Genomic DNA, 15,843 nt, shown 5'->3' on the forward strand with positions numbered 1-15,843 from the left:
TTGAACAGTGAACCTTACAGCTATTCCTGTATTTTATTGCCAACCCCAGGGTGTACATTTCATACTTTTGTGCAGTAACCGCAGCTTGAACGCAAATAAGCCCCCGGATTACTCTCCTTCAGGAGAAGAATCCGGGGGAATGGTGTGCGTACTGCCTCGCTTATATCATCAGATAACCCTTAAAGCTCTACCGAACATGCCACGTCCGGCTTCTCCTTCACTCCCTGCCGGCGCCCGGCAAACTGCGATTCGGCCTGACTCAGCACCTTCCGTTTCCGCCAGCGCAGCAGCACCAGTCCTCCTCTTGCCGCTTCATCGGCAATCATACAGCAGTAGATCCCCAGCAGCCCCCAGCCGGACGAAATTCCGAGCCAGTAGGAGCCGCCTACGCCAATCAGCGTCATGGAGATCATCGAGACCACCATGGTATAGCGGGTGTCGCCAATCGCATTAAGCGAGTTGCCTATGGCCATATTCAGCATTTTGCACGGCTGCAGCAGCAGATTAAGCGCCAGCAAGGATACGCCGATAGCGACAATCTCCGGATCGGCAGTGAAGAACCCGAGCAGCGACCGGCCGAACAAATACAATAGCAGCACATTGGCGCTGACGATGGCCAGCCCGATGTATAGTGTCCGGTATGCAGCACGATAGGCCTCCTGCGTCTGCTTGGCACCGAAGAGATAGGCGATCTGAATCTGCCCGGCCATGGCGATGGCATAACCCAGCGTGAAGCAGAAGGACTCCAGCGTGTTCAGATAGGTACGCGCAGCCAGCTCCTTGGCACCCAGCAGGGCGAGAAAAGAATAAATCACCAGCTGCGACAATACCCAGGAGGAGGAGTTCAGTCCCAGCGGCCAGCTGATCCTGACGATCTCCGCGAATAATTTGCGGTGGAAGGTCCGGAAATCCGGCAGCCTGATTCTGCGCTCAAAAGCGCTGCTGAACATATACAGCAGTACAGCCACACCGATCAGCCTGCTGATCATCGTGGAGACCGCAATGCCGCTTAGCCCCATCTCCGGCAGGCCGAACATGCCGAAGATCAGAATATAATTGAGCAGGATATGAATAACATTCACAGCCACTCCCGTATACATCGGCCCGCGCGTATTGCCTGTATTGCGGATTGCAGAGCCTAGAGAGGCAGTCATTCCAACCATGAACAATCCGCCGCCCACATAAGTGAGATAGACATGAGATAGCGGAATCAAATCTCCTGAAATGTGAAGCATCCGGGCAACCGGATCGGCATACAGAAACAAGCTGACACTGAAGGCAACCCCCAGGATAGTGCTTACGGTAACTCCCATGATCGCAATCGTACGCGCCTCTTCATTGCGGCCGGAGCCGAGCCGCTGCGCAATCAGTATACCTGCACCTCCGGCGAACGTGGTAAACAGTGTTATCAAAGCGCCAAATAACTGATTCGAAATGCCTACCACGGCAACGGCATCATCAGAGATCCGGCTGACCATGATAGTGTCCACTGTCCCGAGCAGCGTTTGCAGAAATATTTCAATAAATATTGGCCAGGCCAGCATCCACAGTCCGCTCTTCCCACCCATGGGTTTCATGGAATAAACCCTCCTCTGCCAATATGCGGCTGCTATAACCTGTGTAATCAAGCCTTGCAATTCAAGCTTGCTCGAAATAAATTATAGATGATATACTCTGGAAAATGTACCATATCTCAAACCTAAACTTTCAATAATCAAACCATCCTGCTGGAGGCTACCTAATGAATCCGCTCCTATTCCGCATTCCTCCCCTGCCGCATTATATTGCAAGCGGCTTCAATCACTACCCGCCCGGCTATCAGCATCCGAACCGCCAGCATATCAAAGTATTCGATCTGCTCGTCGTCCGGCAAGGCTGCCTGTACATCGGTGAAGAGGAGCGGCGGTTTACGGTGAAGGCAGGAGATGCCTTAATCCTTCGCCCGGACTGCCACCACTTCGGAACCGAGGGCTGCCGGGAGGAGACAGCCTATTATTGGCTTCATTTCCAAACCTTCCATGACTGGCCCGCACTACCCGGTTCCGCGCTGGATTACGGCAGCCCGAATGAGCCGGTTGGCGGCCTGCCCGCTTCGTTCTTCAATATCAGCTTCTTTAACCTCGCGCTGTCGCAATTCGTCACTCTGCTGCAGGCGGCCAAGGTAGAAGAACTGTTAGCCCAGCTGGGGCAGCTGCAAGCCACTGCCCACCTGGAATCGGTCCGCTTCCGGCAGCAGACTCTCTTCCAGGACATTCTGCAGCTGCTTGCTGCTTCCGTGAAGCCGGAGCAGCACAGCTCCCAGTCCACTGTATGCGCCGAACAGGCCGCCTCCTTTCTCCGCGCCCATTACCGCGAAGAGATCACTACGGCGATGCTCGGAGACAGCCTTAACTTTCATCCGGTCTATATTGCCCGCTGCATGAACAAGGCGTATGGCTATTCACCGATGGAATATCTGCTCCGTTACCGGATCGAGCAGAGCAAGCTGCTGCTGATGCAGACCAGCTTCCCTATCGCCCGAATTGCCGAAGAGGTCGGCTTCAACCAGGCGCCTTACTTCAGCTCCACCTTCATGAAGCTGGAGGGACTGTCACCGCGGGAGTACCGCCAGCGCTTCTCATGAGAACAGGCCATCAGCGGTTTCCTCCGCTGATGGCCTGTTTCACTGGTTAAGAATGTATATATTTCGGGGTCTCCGCATAGTACCTGAGTAATCATCGAAGCCAAAGTCCCACTTTGCGGGGTTATTTTACTAATGCTTACTCTGTCTCCGGCACCGCCGCAGTCATCCAGAACTCCCATTCCAGCTGCTGGTCCGCAGGTATCCGGTATTCCGGATGCACCGGCGCGCCCCAGCTGTCATCACCGCCGACACCCATTTGCTGCGCGGCAATGGTGACAACCGTGTAGTGCACCTTGGGCAGCTCATAAGGATGCGCTGCCTGCTCCAGCTCGAACGCTGTGTATGGCGACAGCGTACATTCCAGCGGCTCTCCCGCAGCCGCCTGAATCTGCAGCCCGCGGCCGCGCTCGTCCGTAATGCGTACCTGGCGTACGCCGGTACGGTTGCCGGACTCCTGCGGCACCAGATAAGGTGACGGCAGCTCCGTCACCTTACGCCGGAAACGTCCCAGACGCGCTCCAGACGCGCGGTCACTGTAATTCTCTTCCGGCCCGCGGGCATACCAGTCCGACTCTCCATAATCGGCGGACATCCGGAAGGACACGGCCACAACCGGTACATCCGGCAAGCCGGCTGTTCCGGTATAGACCATACGGACCCGCAGTTTGCCGTCTGCGTAGACCGTATATTCAATACGGGTCTTCAGCTCCCGGCTGATGCTGAATTCATAGTCAAAGCTCACCGTGGCCCGGTCCTTCCCGGTCTCAAGCCTTACCGCCACACAGCTGCGGGCAAGACTGGCCGCGAGCCAGCCGCCTGCGTGGTAAGCAAGCGCAGTTCCCTTATCATTGTCCGTGGTTGCCCGCCAGAACAGCGGAGCAGGCGGAGTAGCAATCATCTCGCGCCCCCCGTAGCAGAGCGACACCAGCGAACCTGCCTGCTTGGAGAACAGGGCAGTGAATCCGCGGCCGGTTACGCCAATATTCACGTCTCCTTCGATCACCCTGAACGCTCCGGCCGCAGGCAGCATCACATCCTCCTGATCCGCTGTAGATTCAGCCGCTTCAACCCGGAAGATGTATTCCCCGAAAGCTGTCTCGAATCCCGCCTCAGCCCACAGCTCCGCTTCCTTCAGCAGCAGGCTTGCCGCCAGCGTGTACTCTCCCGGAGCTCCTGACACCTGCGGCAGCGCAAGCGGAATCCGCGCCTCTGCCTGCGGCGCAACTGCAATCTCCTGCTGCCCCTTGAAGATCTGCCGCCCTTCCCGGTACAGCCGGAACTCCAGCCGTAGCCGCTCCGTCCCCTCGAACAGATTACCGTTGATGATCTTCACTGCATCCCGTTCAGGCATAATCCGGATGTTCTGGTAGAGGAACTTCACCTCCTGCATCTTCGGCGTCACGGTCCGGTCGGCGTAGACAATCCCGTTGCCGCAGAAGCTGTAATCCGTCGGCCGGTCATCAAAGTCACCGCCATAGGCCAGATATTCTTCTCCGTATCTGTCTTTGGCCACCAGCGCCTGGTCGATATAATCCCAGATGAAACCGCCCTGATACTGCGGATACCGGCTCTCCAGCTCGATGTATTTATGGAGCCCTCCTACCGAGTTGCCCATAGCATGCATATACTCGCAGCTGATGTATGGCTTATCCGGCTGACCTTCCAGGTATTCTGCAATATCCGCAGGCTTGGCGTACATCCGGCTCTCCATATCACTGGTGTCATTGTATTTACGGTTATGGAACACCCCTTCATAGTGCACCAGCCGCCCCGGATCGGTCTTGCGGAAATAATGGGACACATTCAGAATCACCTCACCTGCATACGATTCATTGCCGCAGGACCAGATGAGGATGGACGGATGGTTCTTATCGCGCTCCAGCATCGACATTGCACGGTCCATTACAATATCCTGCCACTCCGGCTGATCACCGGGAATGTTCCAGGACGGCTCAACCGCGCCCATCTTTTGCCACGAGCCATGGGATTCCAGATTCATCTCGTCAATCACATAGACACCGTACTCATCGCACAGCTCATACCAGAGCGTCTGATTCGGATAATGGGAGGTCCGCACAGCATTGATATTATTCTGCTTCAGGATGATGATGTCCTTAATCATGTCCTCTCTGGAGATGTTCCGTCCTCTGCGGCTGTTGAACTCATGACGGTTGACCCCTTTGAATATAATCCGTTTACCGTTCAGCAGCATCAGCTTGTCCTTCAGTTCGAACACGCGGAACCCCGCCCGCTGCACAATCGCCTCCACCAGTTCTCCGCGGCCATCGAATACAGAGATACAGACGCTATAGAGATACGGATTCTCTGCGCTCCACACCGATACCGTACCTGCCTCCAGGGTAAACGCCGCCTTACCAGCCGCAACCTGCCCCCCGGTTTCCGCCACAACGACTCCGGCCGCATCCTTCAACCCGATTTTCACAAAAGCGTCCGCCGCCGTTGCCATGCTAAGCTCAGCAGTTAACGTTCCCTCCTGGAAGGCAGCATCCAGCCCCGCGTGAATCCGCAGATCCTGCACATGGAGCTCCGGCACCGTATACAGATACACCTCGCGGAAGATACCCGAGAACCGCCAGAAATCCTGATCCTCCAGCCAGCTGCCCGTGCAGCGCTGATAGACCTCAACGGCCAGCTTGTTCACCCCCTCCTGCAAATAAGAGGTCAACTCAAACTCTGCAGGTGTGAAGCTGTCTTCACTGTAGCCGACGAATTGTCCATTAAGCCAGACATAACAAGCCGCCTCTACGCCCTGAAAAGAAATAAAGACCGGTCCGTTCTCCATATTCGCCGGAACTTCAAAATACTTCACATAACTCCCCACCGTATTGCTCTCCTCCGGAATCGCCGGCGGCCGCACAGCATCAAGCCCGTCCCAGGGATACATCGTATTGGCATATTGCGGCTTGCCGTACCCCTGAAGCTGGATATGACCGGGCACCTGAATGTCCCCCCAGCCTCTGGCATCATAATCCGCCTTATAGAAATCCTGAATCCGGCTGGCCGCATTCACCGCGTAGCTGAATTTCCAGTCTCCGTTCAGGGAATGACGCAGCTCCATTGGGACTTGTCGCTCCGCTTCCTCCATGGTCTTGTAATAACGATGGTCCGAATGCGCTTCCAATCGGTTCACCTTAAAAACCGAAACATCGCATAACCATTCCAGACTGGGCTCGTTGCTGAACATTATATTTTCCTCCTTATTGGTCTCTCACAATGATTTTGTTCTCTTCCATGATTCCCTTACCTTCTGCGTCAGCAGTTCCAGCTTCATTTTACCCAAGACCTTCGCAGGTTCATAGTGCAGGATCACAACTAAGGTGCACATAGCTGACTTTGAGGCATTTGACCCTGGCCTCTTACTGCATCTTAAGCTTTTAGCAGCCGCTAATGGAATAGCATATTTACCGTTTTTACTGGATTATTTATCTGTGTATTAAGAGGAACACCCTCCCATCCGCCTTCACGCAAAAAGCCCCAGCTGAGCGGCACCGCCGTACAGCATGGAGCTTTTATAGTATCAGGTTCAGTCTTTCAGTCTTTTAGCCTTTTATCCTTTTAGCCTTTTACAACAGCATTAACCTCTTTATACTCGGCCAGGGTCAGCACTTCTCCAAAAATCCCGATATCCCGCAGACCGGAAATATGCATCTCCTCATCCTTGGAGGCGCAGCAGTCGCTGATACACTTGACCTTGTAAGTGTGGTACATCGCGTCGGATGCCGTAGAGCGGACACAGACGTTGGTCCATACCCCAGTAACTACAACCGTATCAATCCCCTCCTCACGGAGAAAAAGATCCATATCCGTATAGCTGAAGGCGCTGTGTCTTCTTTTCTGCACGATATAATCGCCCTTATCCGGCTGCGGAGTCAGCTCGGCAATGAAATCCGATCCCCAGGTACCTTTGATCGCGTGCACCGGTCTTACCCTGAAGTCAGCATCATTCTGCCGGTGCGCCTCCTGCACGAAGATCACCTGAATATCATTCTCGTGGCTGAATTCGATCAGCTCTTGAATTGCTGGCACGATTCCCGCACCGTTCGGACAAGTCAGCGCTCCATCCGGATGGATGAAGTCATTCAGCATATCAATAATTACTACCGCGTGTTTAGCCATTATGCTCACTTCCCTCTCTTGATTTCCACTTCGTATCCCATCAGCCTTCTGCGCATTCCCCAACCTCTCCGATGCTACCGCCCTAGTATTTAAGCAAACGCGGAAGCTCGCTGATCGTCTGCCGTTTAACGAACTCGCCATAGCCCGGTTTACCGACCACACCAAGCTCGTCATCGTAGACTAATGTGCCTCTGACAATGGTTTTATCCACCTTGCCTTTCAGCTTCATTCCGTGGAACGGGGTGTATTTCGGTTTGCAGTGCATTTTATCTTTGTCGAGCGTCCATTCCTTCTCCAGATCGACAATCGTGAAGTCGGCATCGGTGCCGATTTCAAGGGCGCCCTTCTTCGGATACAGGCCATAATGGATGGCCGGATTCGTACACAGCAGCTCCACCAGGCGGGACAGGCTGAGTCTGCCTTTGTTGTAGCCTTCACTAATCATAATCGGCACCAGCGTTTCTACACCCGGAATCCCCGGGAAGGAAGTCCAGACATCCATGCCCGGCGCATCCTTTTCCGTAGCAATCTCATAAGGAGCATGGTCGGTAGCCATGAAGTCAATCGTTCCGTCCACCAGCCCCTGCCATAGCGCTTCATTATCTTCCGGACGGCGCAGCGGAGGTGCTATTTTGGCAAAAGTCCCAAACTCCGTCATCGCATCCACCGCATTCAGTGTAAGGTAATGCGGACAGGACTCCGCGGTCACCTTCACCCCTTTAAGCTTCGCTTCCTTGATCAGCTGATTGCCTGCCGCCGTACTCATATGCACGATATGCAAGCGGGCTCCTGTTTCCTCCGAGAAGCTGATACCCAGCTGGATCGCCGCTTTTTCCGCCAGAATCTTGCGCGCTTCAGCCCATGCCGGATAATCCATCCGTCCTTCCTTCTTCAGCTTCTGGGTATAGTAATCGCAGATGGCATAGTTCTCGGCATGAATTCCGATTGGCATTCCAGTTTCGGCTACAGCATAGAAGGCTTCGAGCATCTCAGGGTCCGTCACACGCGGGTAAGATGGTACAGACGGTGTCATATATACTTTAAAAGCAACAACGCCCTCAGCAGCCTGCTCCTTCACAATATCCAGCACATCATTGCGTACATCCTCGCCGGTAATCCCGCCCCACATGGCGTAGTCGACGATTCCTTTACCTTCGAGCGCATTTAGCTTGTTATGCAGGTTCTCCACCGAACGTACAGACGGTACGCTGCAGCAAGGCATATCGACTATCATCGTTACCCCGCCGGCCGCAGCGCTGCTGGTCCCTGTAACGAAGTCCTCACGGTGTGTGAACCCCGGATCATTAAAGTGGGTATGCGAATCAATGACCCCAGGCAGCACCAGTTTGCCCTGTGCATCAATAATCGTATCGGCCTCCGCGTCAATATCCTTGGCAAACCCCACGATAACGCCATTGTTCACCAGAATGTCCGTCAGCACCTGTCTGTCGCCTTGCGGAATACTCGCATTTTTAATGATCAGTTCATAACCCATCAGTACACACCTCTTCTTTATGATTTGGTTGAATCCTCACTCTGGCCGGACGGGACAAGATCAGCTCCACGCTTCTGTACACAACAAAAAACCCAGGGTACAAAAGGCACATAATAGTAAACACTGCCTCACACGGATTCCTCCGCACAGTGAAAAGCAATTCCTATCACGTACCTCCTGTAGCCTGGGGCAATTTACGGTCGCCTGGTCGAAACGCTCAAACCAAATTATTGAGCTTATACAAGAGCAAGAGCTTATTTGATTAGTCCATCTGATAAACAAGCAGCCCCGGCATTATCATGTTAATTAATATAACGTAATATCCGGAATCGGCATCCTTAAGTACCTTTATCATATCATCAAGAGGCTTCCCGTCAAGATTATAAACCGCATTGTCAAGAAATAGTCAATTTATATGTCACTTAACATTACATGAGCAGTCTTTGCATTCCATTTTCCTGGATATCCCGTTCTTTCTGCTGCCCTTCTATATACTCTATAAGCAACTAAGGATAACCCGGGAACCCGGTCTCCGCAAGGATTTCAACCCAGTATAAGGCCTTACTCTATTTATAATTCATCTCATTCTTATACCGGCTTTGCTACAGTTTTAAGTACTGGCTGCAGCATTTCCAATCCTTCATTGCAGCGACAATAATCATACGGCCCTACGGCTCAAGATTAGGGTCTGGCAGCCTTCGCTTCATTCTCCAGTGAGGCAAAATAAGCGATTTTGTGATCAACCTTTTGCGCAAAGCTCTGAAAGAATTTAATCTTCTCATCAATATGCACTTTATGCTCCTGCAGCAGTCTGCGCTGATCGGGCAAAGCACTTACCCCTTCTTTGGAAAGCGCAATGAATTGTTTGATATCGGCAATCGCCATCCCTGTATCCTTAAGACAGCAGATTAACGAAATTAACTCCAGATCCTCATCGTCAAAACACCGGTTTCCGTTAGCATCTCTTGCCACAACCGGCAATACGCCCTCCCGTTCGTAGTAACGCAGCGTATATTGGCTTAGTCCGCTTTTTTGTGCTATGGTTTTGATGCTGTATCCCATTATTGCAGCTCCCTTCTGTCAGCTGGTATCGGTTTCACCTCTTAAGGTAACACCATTTGGTTTCTATGAAAAGCCGCTCTATAAATCTATTGACTTACACCTAACTCTAAGGTCTAAGCTTAACACTGTACCTTCATTTAAGGAGTGAATAATTAATGGTAAAAAGAATTAATGTTGCTAATGGTGCGCTTGAGGTTGCTGAAATCTCCCTGGGCTGTATGCGGATTGCAGATCTGTCGCCACAAGAGGCCGATATACATATTCACAGCGCCCTGGAGGCTGGTATAGACTTCTTCGACCATGCTGATATTTATGCCGGGGGTAAAGCTGAAGAAGTGTTCGGCAACGTTCTGACCGCCAATCCCGGCATGCGGGATCGTATGATGATTCAGGCCAAATGCGGTATCCGCAACGGCTTCTTCGACTTCTCCAAAGAGCATATTGTAACTTCGGTTGAGAACAGCTTGAAGCGGTTACAGACCGATTATGTCGATGTACTTCTCCTCCACCGCCCTGACACGCTGATGGAGCCTGAAGAAGTAGCCGAAGCCTTCGATGAGCTGGAAAGCAGAGGTTTGGTTAAACACTTTGGCGTTAGTAACCAGAATCCCCTGCAGATTGAATTGCTCAAAAAGAACGTCAAGCAGCCCCTGCTGTTCAACCAGCTTCAGCTTAGCATTATGGTTACCGGCATGATTGACTCCGGCTTCAATGTCAACATGACCAACGCCGGTTCTGTAGTCCATGACGGAGGCATCCTGGAATACAGCCGTCTGCATGACATGACCATCCAGCCTTGGTCCCCGTTCCAATACGGTTTCTTTGAAGGCGTATTCCTCGGCAATGAGAAGTTCCCGGAGGTGAATGAAGTCATTAACCGTCTGGCTGCGGAAAAAGGTGTAGCAGATACCGCCATCGCAATCGCCTGGCTACTGAGACATCCGGCTAAGATGCAGCCGATTGTCGGTACCACCAACACTAAGCGTCTGCTGGATATCGCCAAAGCTTCCGATATAACCCTCAGCCGCCAGGAATGGTATGAGATCTACCGCGCGGCAGGGAATGTGCTTCCTTAACCAAGAAGGCAAAATGAAAACACCGCCAGCTTTAGACGAAAGAGGTCGGGACTGCCCCCCGTTCGTGAGACAGGGATCAAAACACCCTGCAAGTTCAAGCAGCCAGTCGCCGGAAATCCACCGGTGACTGGTTATTTAGTTTCGCCTGAATCCGAATTGAGTTATAGTAAGTGATGTAGTCTCGAACGGTCTGTTCAACGATTGCCGTCGTTGTACACATGAGATCTTCGAGGTAGAACGTTTCAGACTTTAGGGTGGAATGAAACGATTCGATGGGGGCATTATCGGCGGGCGTTCCCTTGCGGGACATGCTCATGGTAATGCCTTTTCCTTTGACTGCAGTCTGGTACATCTGAGACGTATATACACTGCCCTGGTCGCTATGAAGCAGCATATTTGCCCGTTTTGGAAGTTGATTCAGTGTATGCAACACTAAAGATGTGTCTTGCTTGTCCGCTATACTGTAAGCTACAATCTCCCCATTGTATAGGTCCAGAATGCTCGAGAGATACAACATCTTCCCTCCAAACGGTAAATAGGTAATGTCCGTGACGAGCTTTTGCAGATGCCCCTCTGCATGAAATTGCCGCTTCAGCAGATTTTCTGCTGGATGTGCTGGCTGCCCCGGGGCCTTACGTTTCTTCCTCCTTACACGGCATTGTAGCCCTTCACGCTGCATAATCTGTTGAACTCGTTTGTGGTTTATGGGTTCTTCTGCCCGAAGGAGTGCGGTGATTTTCCGGTACCCATATCGGAATTTATGCTGTACGCAAAGCTGCCTTATCTTCTCCGCTATAGACTCTGAAGGCTCGGTTTCTACTGCGGCTTTCCAGCGGTAGTATGTGGCTCTTGCAATCCCAAGCCATGCGCAAGCCTCTTTCACCGTTACTTCTTCTCGAATGGACTCGATCCAGGTAATAACGACTTGCGGTTCCACCTCCTTTCCAGTTCCCTGTACTTTTTTAGCACGTCTAGTTGCTGCTTTAAGAAACGATTCTCCGCCTTTACTCTTTCCAGCTCCGTAGAGTGTTCTGGACCTTTTCCGTAGCTGTACTGTTTGCCCACGGGCTGCTCCAGACGATGCACTTCGCCTTTTCGATACCACCTCATCCATGTCTTTAACTGTGTGTTATTCCGTATCCCTAGCTCCTCCATAACCTCTCTGACCGGAACTCCTGCCAACCTCATCTCAATGGCTTTCATTTTGATTTCTACCGGGTAACTCACTCTCGTTGCCAACGCAAAAACACCTCCAAGATTATCTCCCTATCTTACGACAGGGTTTCATTTTCTTGTAGGTGTTTTGATTTGTCTCACGTTATGGGGTCAGTCCCGTCTAAAGCCAGGCGGTGTTTTTTTTAACTACCTCGCAATTGGGCTTGCCTTTTTACCCATCATATAAATTCCAATCCAGGCAAACATTAATACTATCTGAGCTAGAACGACCAACCACAGTACTTCCGTGTAGCCTCCTATAAGGCAAAATATAGTATTAACCAGGGGGAACCCCAAGAACGTAAACATGATCGGAAAATCTTTTTTGGGAGTGATTGAATAATTCACCTTCCGGTCCCAGAACTTTAGGAAAGCTAATGCTAAAACTCCGATTGTAATTACAGAAAGTGCAATCAAATTCACCCATTGCATATTTGAGGTTCTTTCGAAGAACGGCCCCATATAATTAAAGAAGTTAGATAAAGGTGAGAACATACAAGCCAATGACGCAATTGCCGCCAGAAACGGATAAATGTAACCAACGGATTTACTGTAGCCTTTCTTTTTATGCCACCATTCACCAATTAGAATAAAGACTGTCCAATATCCCGCTATATAAATCCATCCTGTAAAATTCATCACAGGTTCCCCATAGATTTGAGGTTCACCGGCCAGCGGATAATACGTCCATCTTGCAATGCTTCCTTCCATGGTCTGAAATATCTGTTTAACGGCCACCGGATCCAATGAAAAGTCAAACACCATAGCGCTTAATCCCGTAATAAAGGGTTTAGTCCAGGACGGTATATTTACAGACTTTAGAACACGCAAAGTTGAATAAATGATCAGAAACTCAATTATAGGGACAGTAATAGGTATATTAAATAACATTAAAATACTCCGCCCATAGGCGTAGAAACCTTCCCCAAGAGATGACGCAGTAATTTCAAAAACAGCTGCGTAAAAAAACACAAAACCTATAAATTGCATTAGAACCGTTTTAGGATGTTCTTCCTTATCAAGGATATAGAAAACCATTAGAACAGCAGCAATTAATACCATAATATCTTGAATAATCCATACAGGGACTACAGTTATATCTCCCATATTTTACCTCCATTTAATTTAATTTGAATCGAACGTTCAAATAAATTATAATATCACCATGTTAGTAAAACAACAGGCTGTTCGTTTGAATTATGTTAGTTATCATACAAATCACATTAGTTTTGTTCATTTTTTATTTTATATGGGGAGGATATTATGGCAGACAAAAAAGCAGATCACAGAGTGAGATATACAAAAATGGTTATAAAAGAAAGCTTGTTGAAGCTTTTGACAGAACGGTCTATCAATAAAGTTACAGTGACCGACATTTGCAGCGAAGCAAACATTAATCGCAACACCTTTTATTCACACTATGCTAATCAGTTTGAGCTTCTTTCAACGATCGAGAATGATCTTTACGAAGAAATTAAGCAACTTGGGATTAATTCTTCTGACGTTAAAACTCCTGAAAAGCTATCTTATGAATTATGTAAATATATAAAAGCGAATAAAACGATTTGTGAGGTTCTGTTCTCAGAGCATGGCGATAAAGAATTATTAGAAAGAATCCTTTATATCAGTCACGATTTAACCATTGAGCGATGGAAGCAGGAATTAAAATATTTTGATCCACAATTATTTGAGTCTTGGTATACGTTTGCCGCTCATGGCAGTATAGCCATTATAAAAAAGTGGGTGAGTAGTGGTTTGAAGGAAAGCCCCAGTAAAGTTGCAGCTTTTATTGATAAAGCCACAGAGGCAGTATCCAAAGCATTTTATTCCGAAGAATTATAAATTATTTAAAATGAAGCGGACGCTCATTTTTGAGGGCCGCTTCTCTGCTCTTCTGCTGAAGACCAGGCAAGGGGATGGGACTTATGTCTGCTCCTCCAGTATTTTGGGGTCAGTAATAAGAAAAGTGATTCAGCATACCGATAAGTTCGAGAGCCTGGAGGTCAGAACATGGTTTTGGAAACGAAGCAAAGATGCGGCTTTTATCTCGACTCCTATGACCTGATTTATCAAGCCATTGCCAATCAGGATGGTCATAAAGCTGAGGAAGCTGTCCGTCTCCAGAACCGGTATTCGCAAGCAAGCGACACTCTGGTTCATGATCGTAGGAATTATTTTTATCGCAGCGAATTTGCGTGCTCCCCTCACATCGGTGGGACCATTGCTGTTCAGTCGTAATCGGGCGGAGTGACCTTGTATGTTGGAACTGCAATTCTGAGGTTTGCTATTCCCCTATGTAATGTATTACTTCCGAGCCTGATCAAACGGGAGTTTCCGCAGCAAATGGGTACTATGGACAGTGGGATATTCTGTTTCCCTGAATCTATGCGGGGCGGTAGCTTCCGGTATTAGTGTTCCCTTAGCTGTGGGGGCAGGCATGAGGTATCGTTGGTCTAGGTGCGGCTAGAAATCAATTTGTTGGTTCTGATAAAGATTGCCTGGATCTTGATAGTTCTACGCATAACTGGAGTAAGAGAATACAGCTCAAATAAAAAGAAAAAAGAGCCCACCAGAGAATATCTCTGATGAACTCTTTTAGCAGATACCGGCGAGAGGACTCGAACCTCCACGGTTTCCCACTCGATTTTGAGTCGAGCGCGTCTGCCATTCCGCCACGCCGGCATATACATATTATTTACAATTGATTCTAAAATAAAATGGAGGTGCCACCCAGATTTGAACTGGGGATAAAGCTTTTGCAGAGCTTTGCCTTACCACTTGGCTATGGCACCAAAAAATGGAGCGGACGACGGGAATCGAACCCGCGACCCTCGCCTTGGCAAGGCGATGCTCTACCGCTGAGCCACGTCCGCATATAATGGCTGGGGATATAGGAATCGAACCTATGAATGACGGAGTCAAAGTCCGTTGCCTTACCGCTTGGCTAATCCCCAACATTTGATTTAATAAAATGGGGCGACTGATGGGTCTCGAACCCACGAATGCCGGAACCACAATCCGGTGCGTTAACCCCTTCGCCACAGTCGCCATATGAAGCTTATTTAATTGCAATGCCTTATAACTCTTATAAAAGAAATGGGGCGACCGATGGGTCTCGAACCCACGAATGCCGGAACCACAATCCGGTGCGTTAACCACTTCGCCACGATCGCCATATTAAATTTTATAGGATATTACTTGGCAGGGGCAGCAGGAATTGAACCCACACCAACGGTTTTGGAGACCGTTGTTCTACCTTTAAACTATGCCCCTAAAAATGGTGGAGGCTGATGGATTCGAACCACCGAACACGTACGTGAGCAGATTTACAGTCTGATGCGTTTGGCCACTTCGCTAAGCCTCCGAGGATGGTGCCGGCGAGAGGACTTGAACCCCCAACCTACTGATTACAAGTCAGTTGCTCTACCAATTGAGCTACACCGGCGTATTAAGTTGTAAGAAATATGGTGGCGCGGGAGGGAATCGAACCCCCGACACAAGGATTTTCAGTCCTTTGCTCTACCGACTGAGCTACCGAGCCGAACATTTTTTCATAAAGATGGCGGAACCGACGGGATTCGAACCCGCGATCTCCTGCGTGACAGGCAGGCATGTTAGGCCAACTACACCACGGTTCCAAATTGGTTGCGGGGGCAGGATTTGAACCTGCGGCCTTCGGGTTATGAGCCCGACGAGCTACCGGGCTGCTCCACCCCGCGTCAATGTTAAAGATCTATTCTATTAAAAGATAGATGGTGGAGGCTGAGGGGTTCGAACCCCCGACCCTCTGCTTGTAAGGCAGATGCTCTCCCAGCTGAGCTAAGCCTCCATATATGACTCGTATGAGATACTCTCCACTCCGTTACGAGATTGCGATGTATTCCTTACGATGCCTATGCTTCAACGAACCCAGGGAATTCTCATCCCATTAATCGAAGAAGAAATTGGTGACTCGTATGGGATTCGAACCCATGTTACCTCCGTGAAAGGGAGGTGTCTTAACCCCTTGACCAACGAGCCATGCTGTTAACTACTTGTAAAGTAAAGCTACGGAGAGAGAGGGATTCGAACCCTCGAGACGCTTGTGGCGCCTACACGATTTCCAATCGTGCTCCTTCGGCCAAACTCGGACACCTCTCCAAATGGCTCCCCGAACAGGACTCGAACCTGTGACAACTCGATTAACAGTCGAGTGCTCTACCAACTGAGCTATCAGGGAATATACATATCAAGCT

General features: G+C 49.9%; 11 protein-coding genes, 16 tRNA genes, 1 pseudogene and 1 riboswitch. Of the genes and pseudogenes, 5 read left to right on the forward strand and 23 right to left on the reverse strand.

Going from position 1 to position 15,843, the window contains the following annotated elements; genetic code table 11:
• Positions 1 to 179 precede the first annotated feature (179 nt).
• Positions 180 to 1,577, reverse strand: coding sequence for an MATE family efflux transporter (locus R50912_RS28275; protein ID WP_042239659.1), 1,398 nt, complete (start codon positions 1,575 to 1,577; stop codon positions 180 to 182).
• Between the two features lie 164 nt (positions 1,578 to 1,741).
• Between R50912_RS28275 and R50912_RS28280 the strand changes: the two genes are divergently transcribed.
• Positions 1,742 to 2,623: a helix-turn-helix transcriptional regulator gene (locus tag R50912_RS28280; protein ID WP_042239660.1), complete on the forward strand. Its 882-nt coding sequence runs from the start codon at positions 1,742 to 1,744 to the stop codon at positions 2,621 to 2,623.
• A gap of 136 nt (positions 2,624 to 2,759) precedes the next feature.
• Here the strand turns inward: R50912_RS28280 and R50912_RS28285 are convergent, their stop codons facing one another.
• From R50912_RS28285 to R50912_RS28300, 4 genes are all read right to left on the reverse strand, one after another.
• Complete coding sequence (locus R50912_RS28285; protein ID WP_042239664.1) at positions 2,760 to 5,828, reverse strand: beta-galactosidase, LacZ type; 3,069 nt, start codon at positions 5,826 to 5,828, stop codon at positions 2,760 to 2,762.
• Positions 5,829 to 6,199: 371 nt separating this feature from the next.
• Positions 6,200 to 6,760 carry a cysteine hydrolase family protein gene (locus tag R50912_RS28290; protein ID WP_042239665.1) on the reverse strand — a complete coding sequence of 187 codons (561 nt, stop codon included), beginning with the start codon at positions 6,758 to 6,760 and terminating at the stop codon, positions 6,200 to 6,202.
• 82 nt (positions 6,761 to 6,842) lie between these two features.
• Positions 6,843 to 8,255, reverse strand: coding sequence for an allantoinase AllB (gene allB, locus R50912_RS28295; protein WP_042239666.1), 1,413 nt, complete (start codon positions 8,253 to 8,255; stop codon positions 6,843 to 6,845).
• A gap of 160 nt (positions 8,256 to 8,415) precedes the next feature.
• Positions 8,416 to 8,519, reverse strand: a riboswitch (purine riboswitch).
• A 417-nt stretch (positions 8,520 to 8,936) separates the two neighbouring features.
• Entirely contained in the window at positions 8,937 to 9,317 is a 381-nt protein-coding gene (locus R50912_RS28300) for a MerR family transcriptional regulator (RefSeq protein ID WP_042239667.1), read from the reverse strand.
• Between the two features lie 155 nt (positions 9,318 to 9,472).
• Between R50912_RS28300 and R50912_RS28305 the strand changes: the two genes are divergently transcribed.
• Positions 9,473 to 10,393: an aldo/keto reductase gene (locus tag R50912_RS28305; protein WP_042239669.1), complete on the forward strand. Its 921-nt coding sequence runs from the start codon at positions 9,473 to 9,475 to the stop codon at positions 10,391 to 10,393.
• A gap of 94 nt (positions 10,394 to 10,487) precedes the next feature.
• Here R50912_RS28305 and R50912_RS28310 read toward each other — a convergent pair.
• A protein-coding gene (locus R50912_RS28310) for an IS3 family transposase (protein ID WP_156123389.1) occupies positions 10,488 to 11,632 on the reverse strand; the annotation gives its coding sequence in 2 pieces (ribosomal slippage) (positions 10,488 to 11,359 and positions 11,359 to 11,632; 1,146 coding nt in all).
• A gap of 123 nt (positions 11,633 to 11,755) precedes the next feature.
• Positions 11,756 to 12,715 carry a carotenoid biosynthesis protein gene (locus tag R50912_RS28320; RefSeq protein WP_042239674.1) on the reverse strand — a complete coding sequence of 320 codons (960 nt, stop codon included), beginning with the start codon at positions 12,713 to 12,715 and terminating at the stop codon, positions 11,756 to 11,758.
• A 156-nt stretch (positions 12,716 to 12,871) separates the two neighbouring features.
• Here R50912_RS28320 and R50912_RS28325 point away from each other — a divergent pair, with 156 nt between their 5' ends.
• The 3 genes and pseudogenes from R50912_RS28325 to R50912_RS35380 all read left to right on the forward strand — a co-directional run.
• Positions 12,872 to 13,450 carry a TetR/AcrR family transcriptional regulator gene (locus R50912_RS28325; RefSeq protein ID WP_197072998.1) on the forward strand — a complete coding sequence of 193 codons (579 nt, stop codon included), beginning with the start codon at positions 12,872 to 12,874 and terminating at the stop codon, positions 13,448 to 13,450.
• 168 nt (positions 13,451 to 13,618) lie between these two features.
• On the forward strand, positions 13,619 to 13,846 hold the full coding sequence (locus tag R50912_RS36525) for a hypothetical protein (protein WP_042239677.1): 228 nt from the start codon (positions 13,619 to 13,621) through the stop codon (positions 13,844 to 13,846).
• Positions 13,767 to 14,057: pseudogene (locus R50912_RS35380) on the forward strand (MFS transporter); the annotation flags it as partial. The gene R50912_RS36525 and the pseudogene R50912_RS35380, both read left to right, overlap by 80 nt.
• A gap of 154 nt (positions 14,058 to 14,211) precedes the next feature.
• Here the strand turns inward: R50912_RS35380 and R50912_RS28335 are convergent.
• The 16 genes from R50912_RS28335 to R50912_RS28410 form a co-directional block, all read right to left on the reverse strand.
• Positions 14,212 to 14,290: transfer RNA gene (locus R50912_RS28335), tRNA-Leu, on the reverse strand.
• Between the two features lie 36 nt (positions 14,291 to 14,326).
• Positions 14,327 to 14,400, reverse strand: a tRNA-Cys gene (locus tag R50912_RS28340).
• 6 nt (positions 14,401 to 14,406) lie between these two features.
• Positions 14,407 to 14,481, reverse strand: a tRNA-Gly gene (locus tag R50912_RS28345).
• A 6-nt stretch (positions 14,482 to 14,487) separates the two neighbouring features.
• Positions 14,488 to 14,562 (reverse strand) — tRNA-Gln (locus tag R50912_RS28350).
• An 18-nt stretch (positions 14,563 to 14,580) separates the two neighbouring features.
• Positions 14,581 to 14,656: transfer RNA gene (locus R50912_RS28355), tRNA-His, on the reverse strand.
• A gap of 49 nt (positions 14,657 to 14,705) precedes the next feature.
• Positions 14,706 to 14,781 (reverse strand) — tRNA-His (locus R50912_RS28360).
• Positions 14,782 to 14,807: 26 nt separating this feature from the next.
• A tRNA-Trp gene (locus R50912_RS28365) sits at positions 14,808 to 14,881 on the reverse strand.
• Positions 14,882 to 14,886: 5 nt separating this feature from the next.
• Positions 14,887 to 14,972, reverse strand: a tRNA-Tyr gene (locus tag R50912_RS28370).
• Between the two features lie 5 nt (positions 14,973 to 14,977).
• Positions 14,978 to 15,053: transfer RNA gene (locus R50912_RS28375), tRNA-Thr, on the reverse strand.
• Positions 15,054 to 15,073: 20 nt separating this feature from the next.
• Positions 15,074 to 15,149: transfer RNA gene (locus R50912_RS28380), tRNA-Phe, on the reverse strand.
• Positions 15,150 to 15,168: 19 nt separating this feature from the next.
• Positions 15,169 to 15,246: transfer RNA gene (locus R50912_RS28385), tRNA-Asp, on the reverse strand.
• Positions 15,247 to 15,250: 4 nt separating this feature from the next.
• Positions 15,251 to 15,327 (reverse strand) — tRNA-Met (locus tag R50912_RS28390).
• Positions 15,328 to 15,361: 34 nt separating this feature from the next.
• Positions 15,362 to 15,437, reverse strand: a tRNA-Val gene (locus R50912_RS28395).
• A gap of 116 nt (positions 15,438 to 15,553) precedes the next feature.
• Positions 15,554 to 15,628 (reverse strand) — tRNA-Glu (locus R50912_RS28400).
• 30 nt (positions 15,629 to 15,658) lie between these two features.
• Positions 15,659 to 15,748, reverse strand: a tRNA-Ser gene (locus R50912_RS28405).
• A gap of 3 nt (positions 15,749 to 15,751) precedes the next feature.
• Positions 15,752 to 15,827, reverse strand: a tRNA-Asn gene (locus R50912_RS28410).
• Positions 15,828 to 15,843 lie beyond the last annotated feature (16 nt).

The sequence above is a fragment of the Paenibacillus sp. FSL R5-0912 genome (genome assembly GCF_000758605.1).
Classification (GTDB): domain Bacteria; phylum Bacillota; class Bacilli; order Paenibacillales; family Paenibacillaceae; genus Paenibacillus_AQ.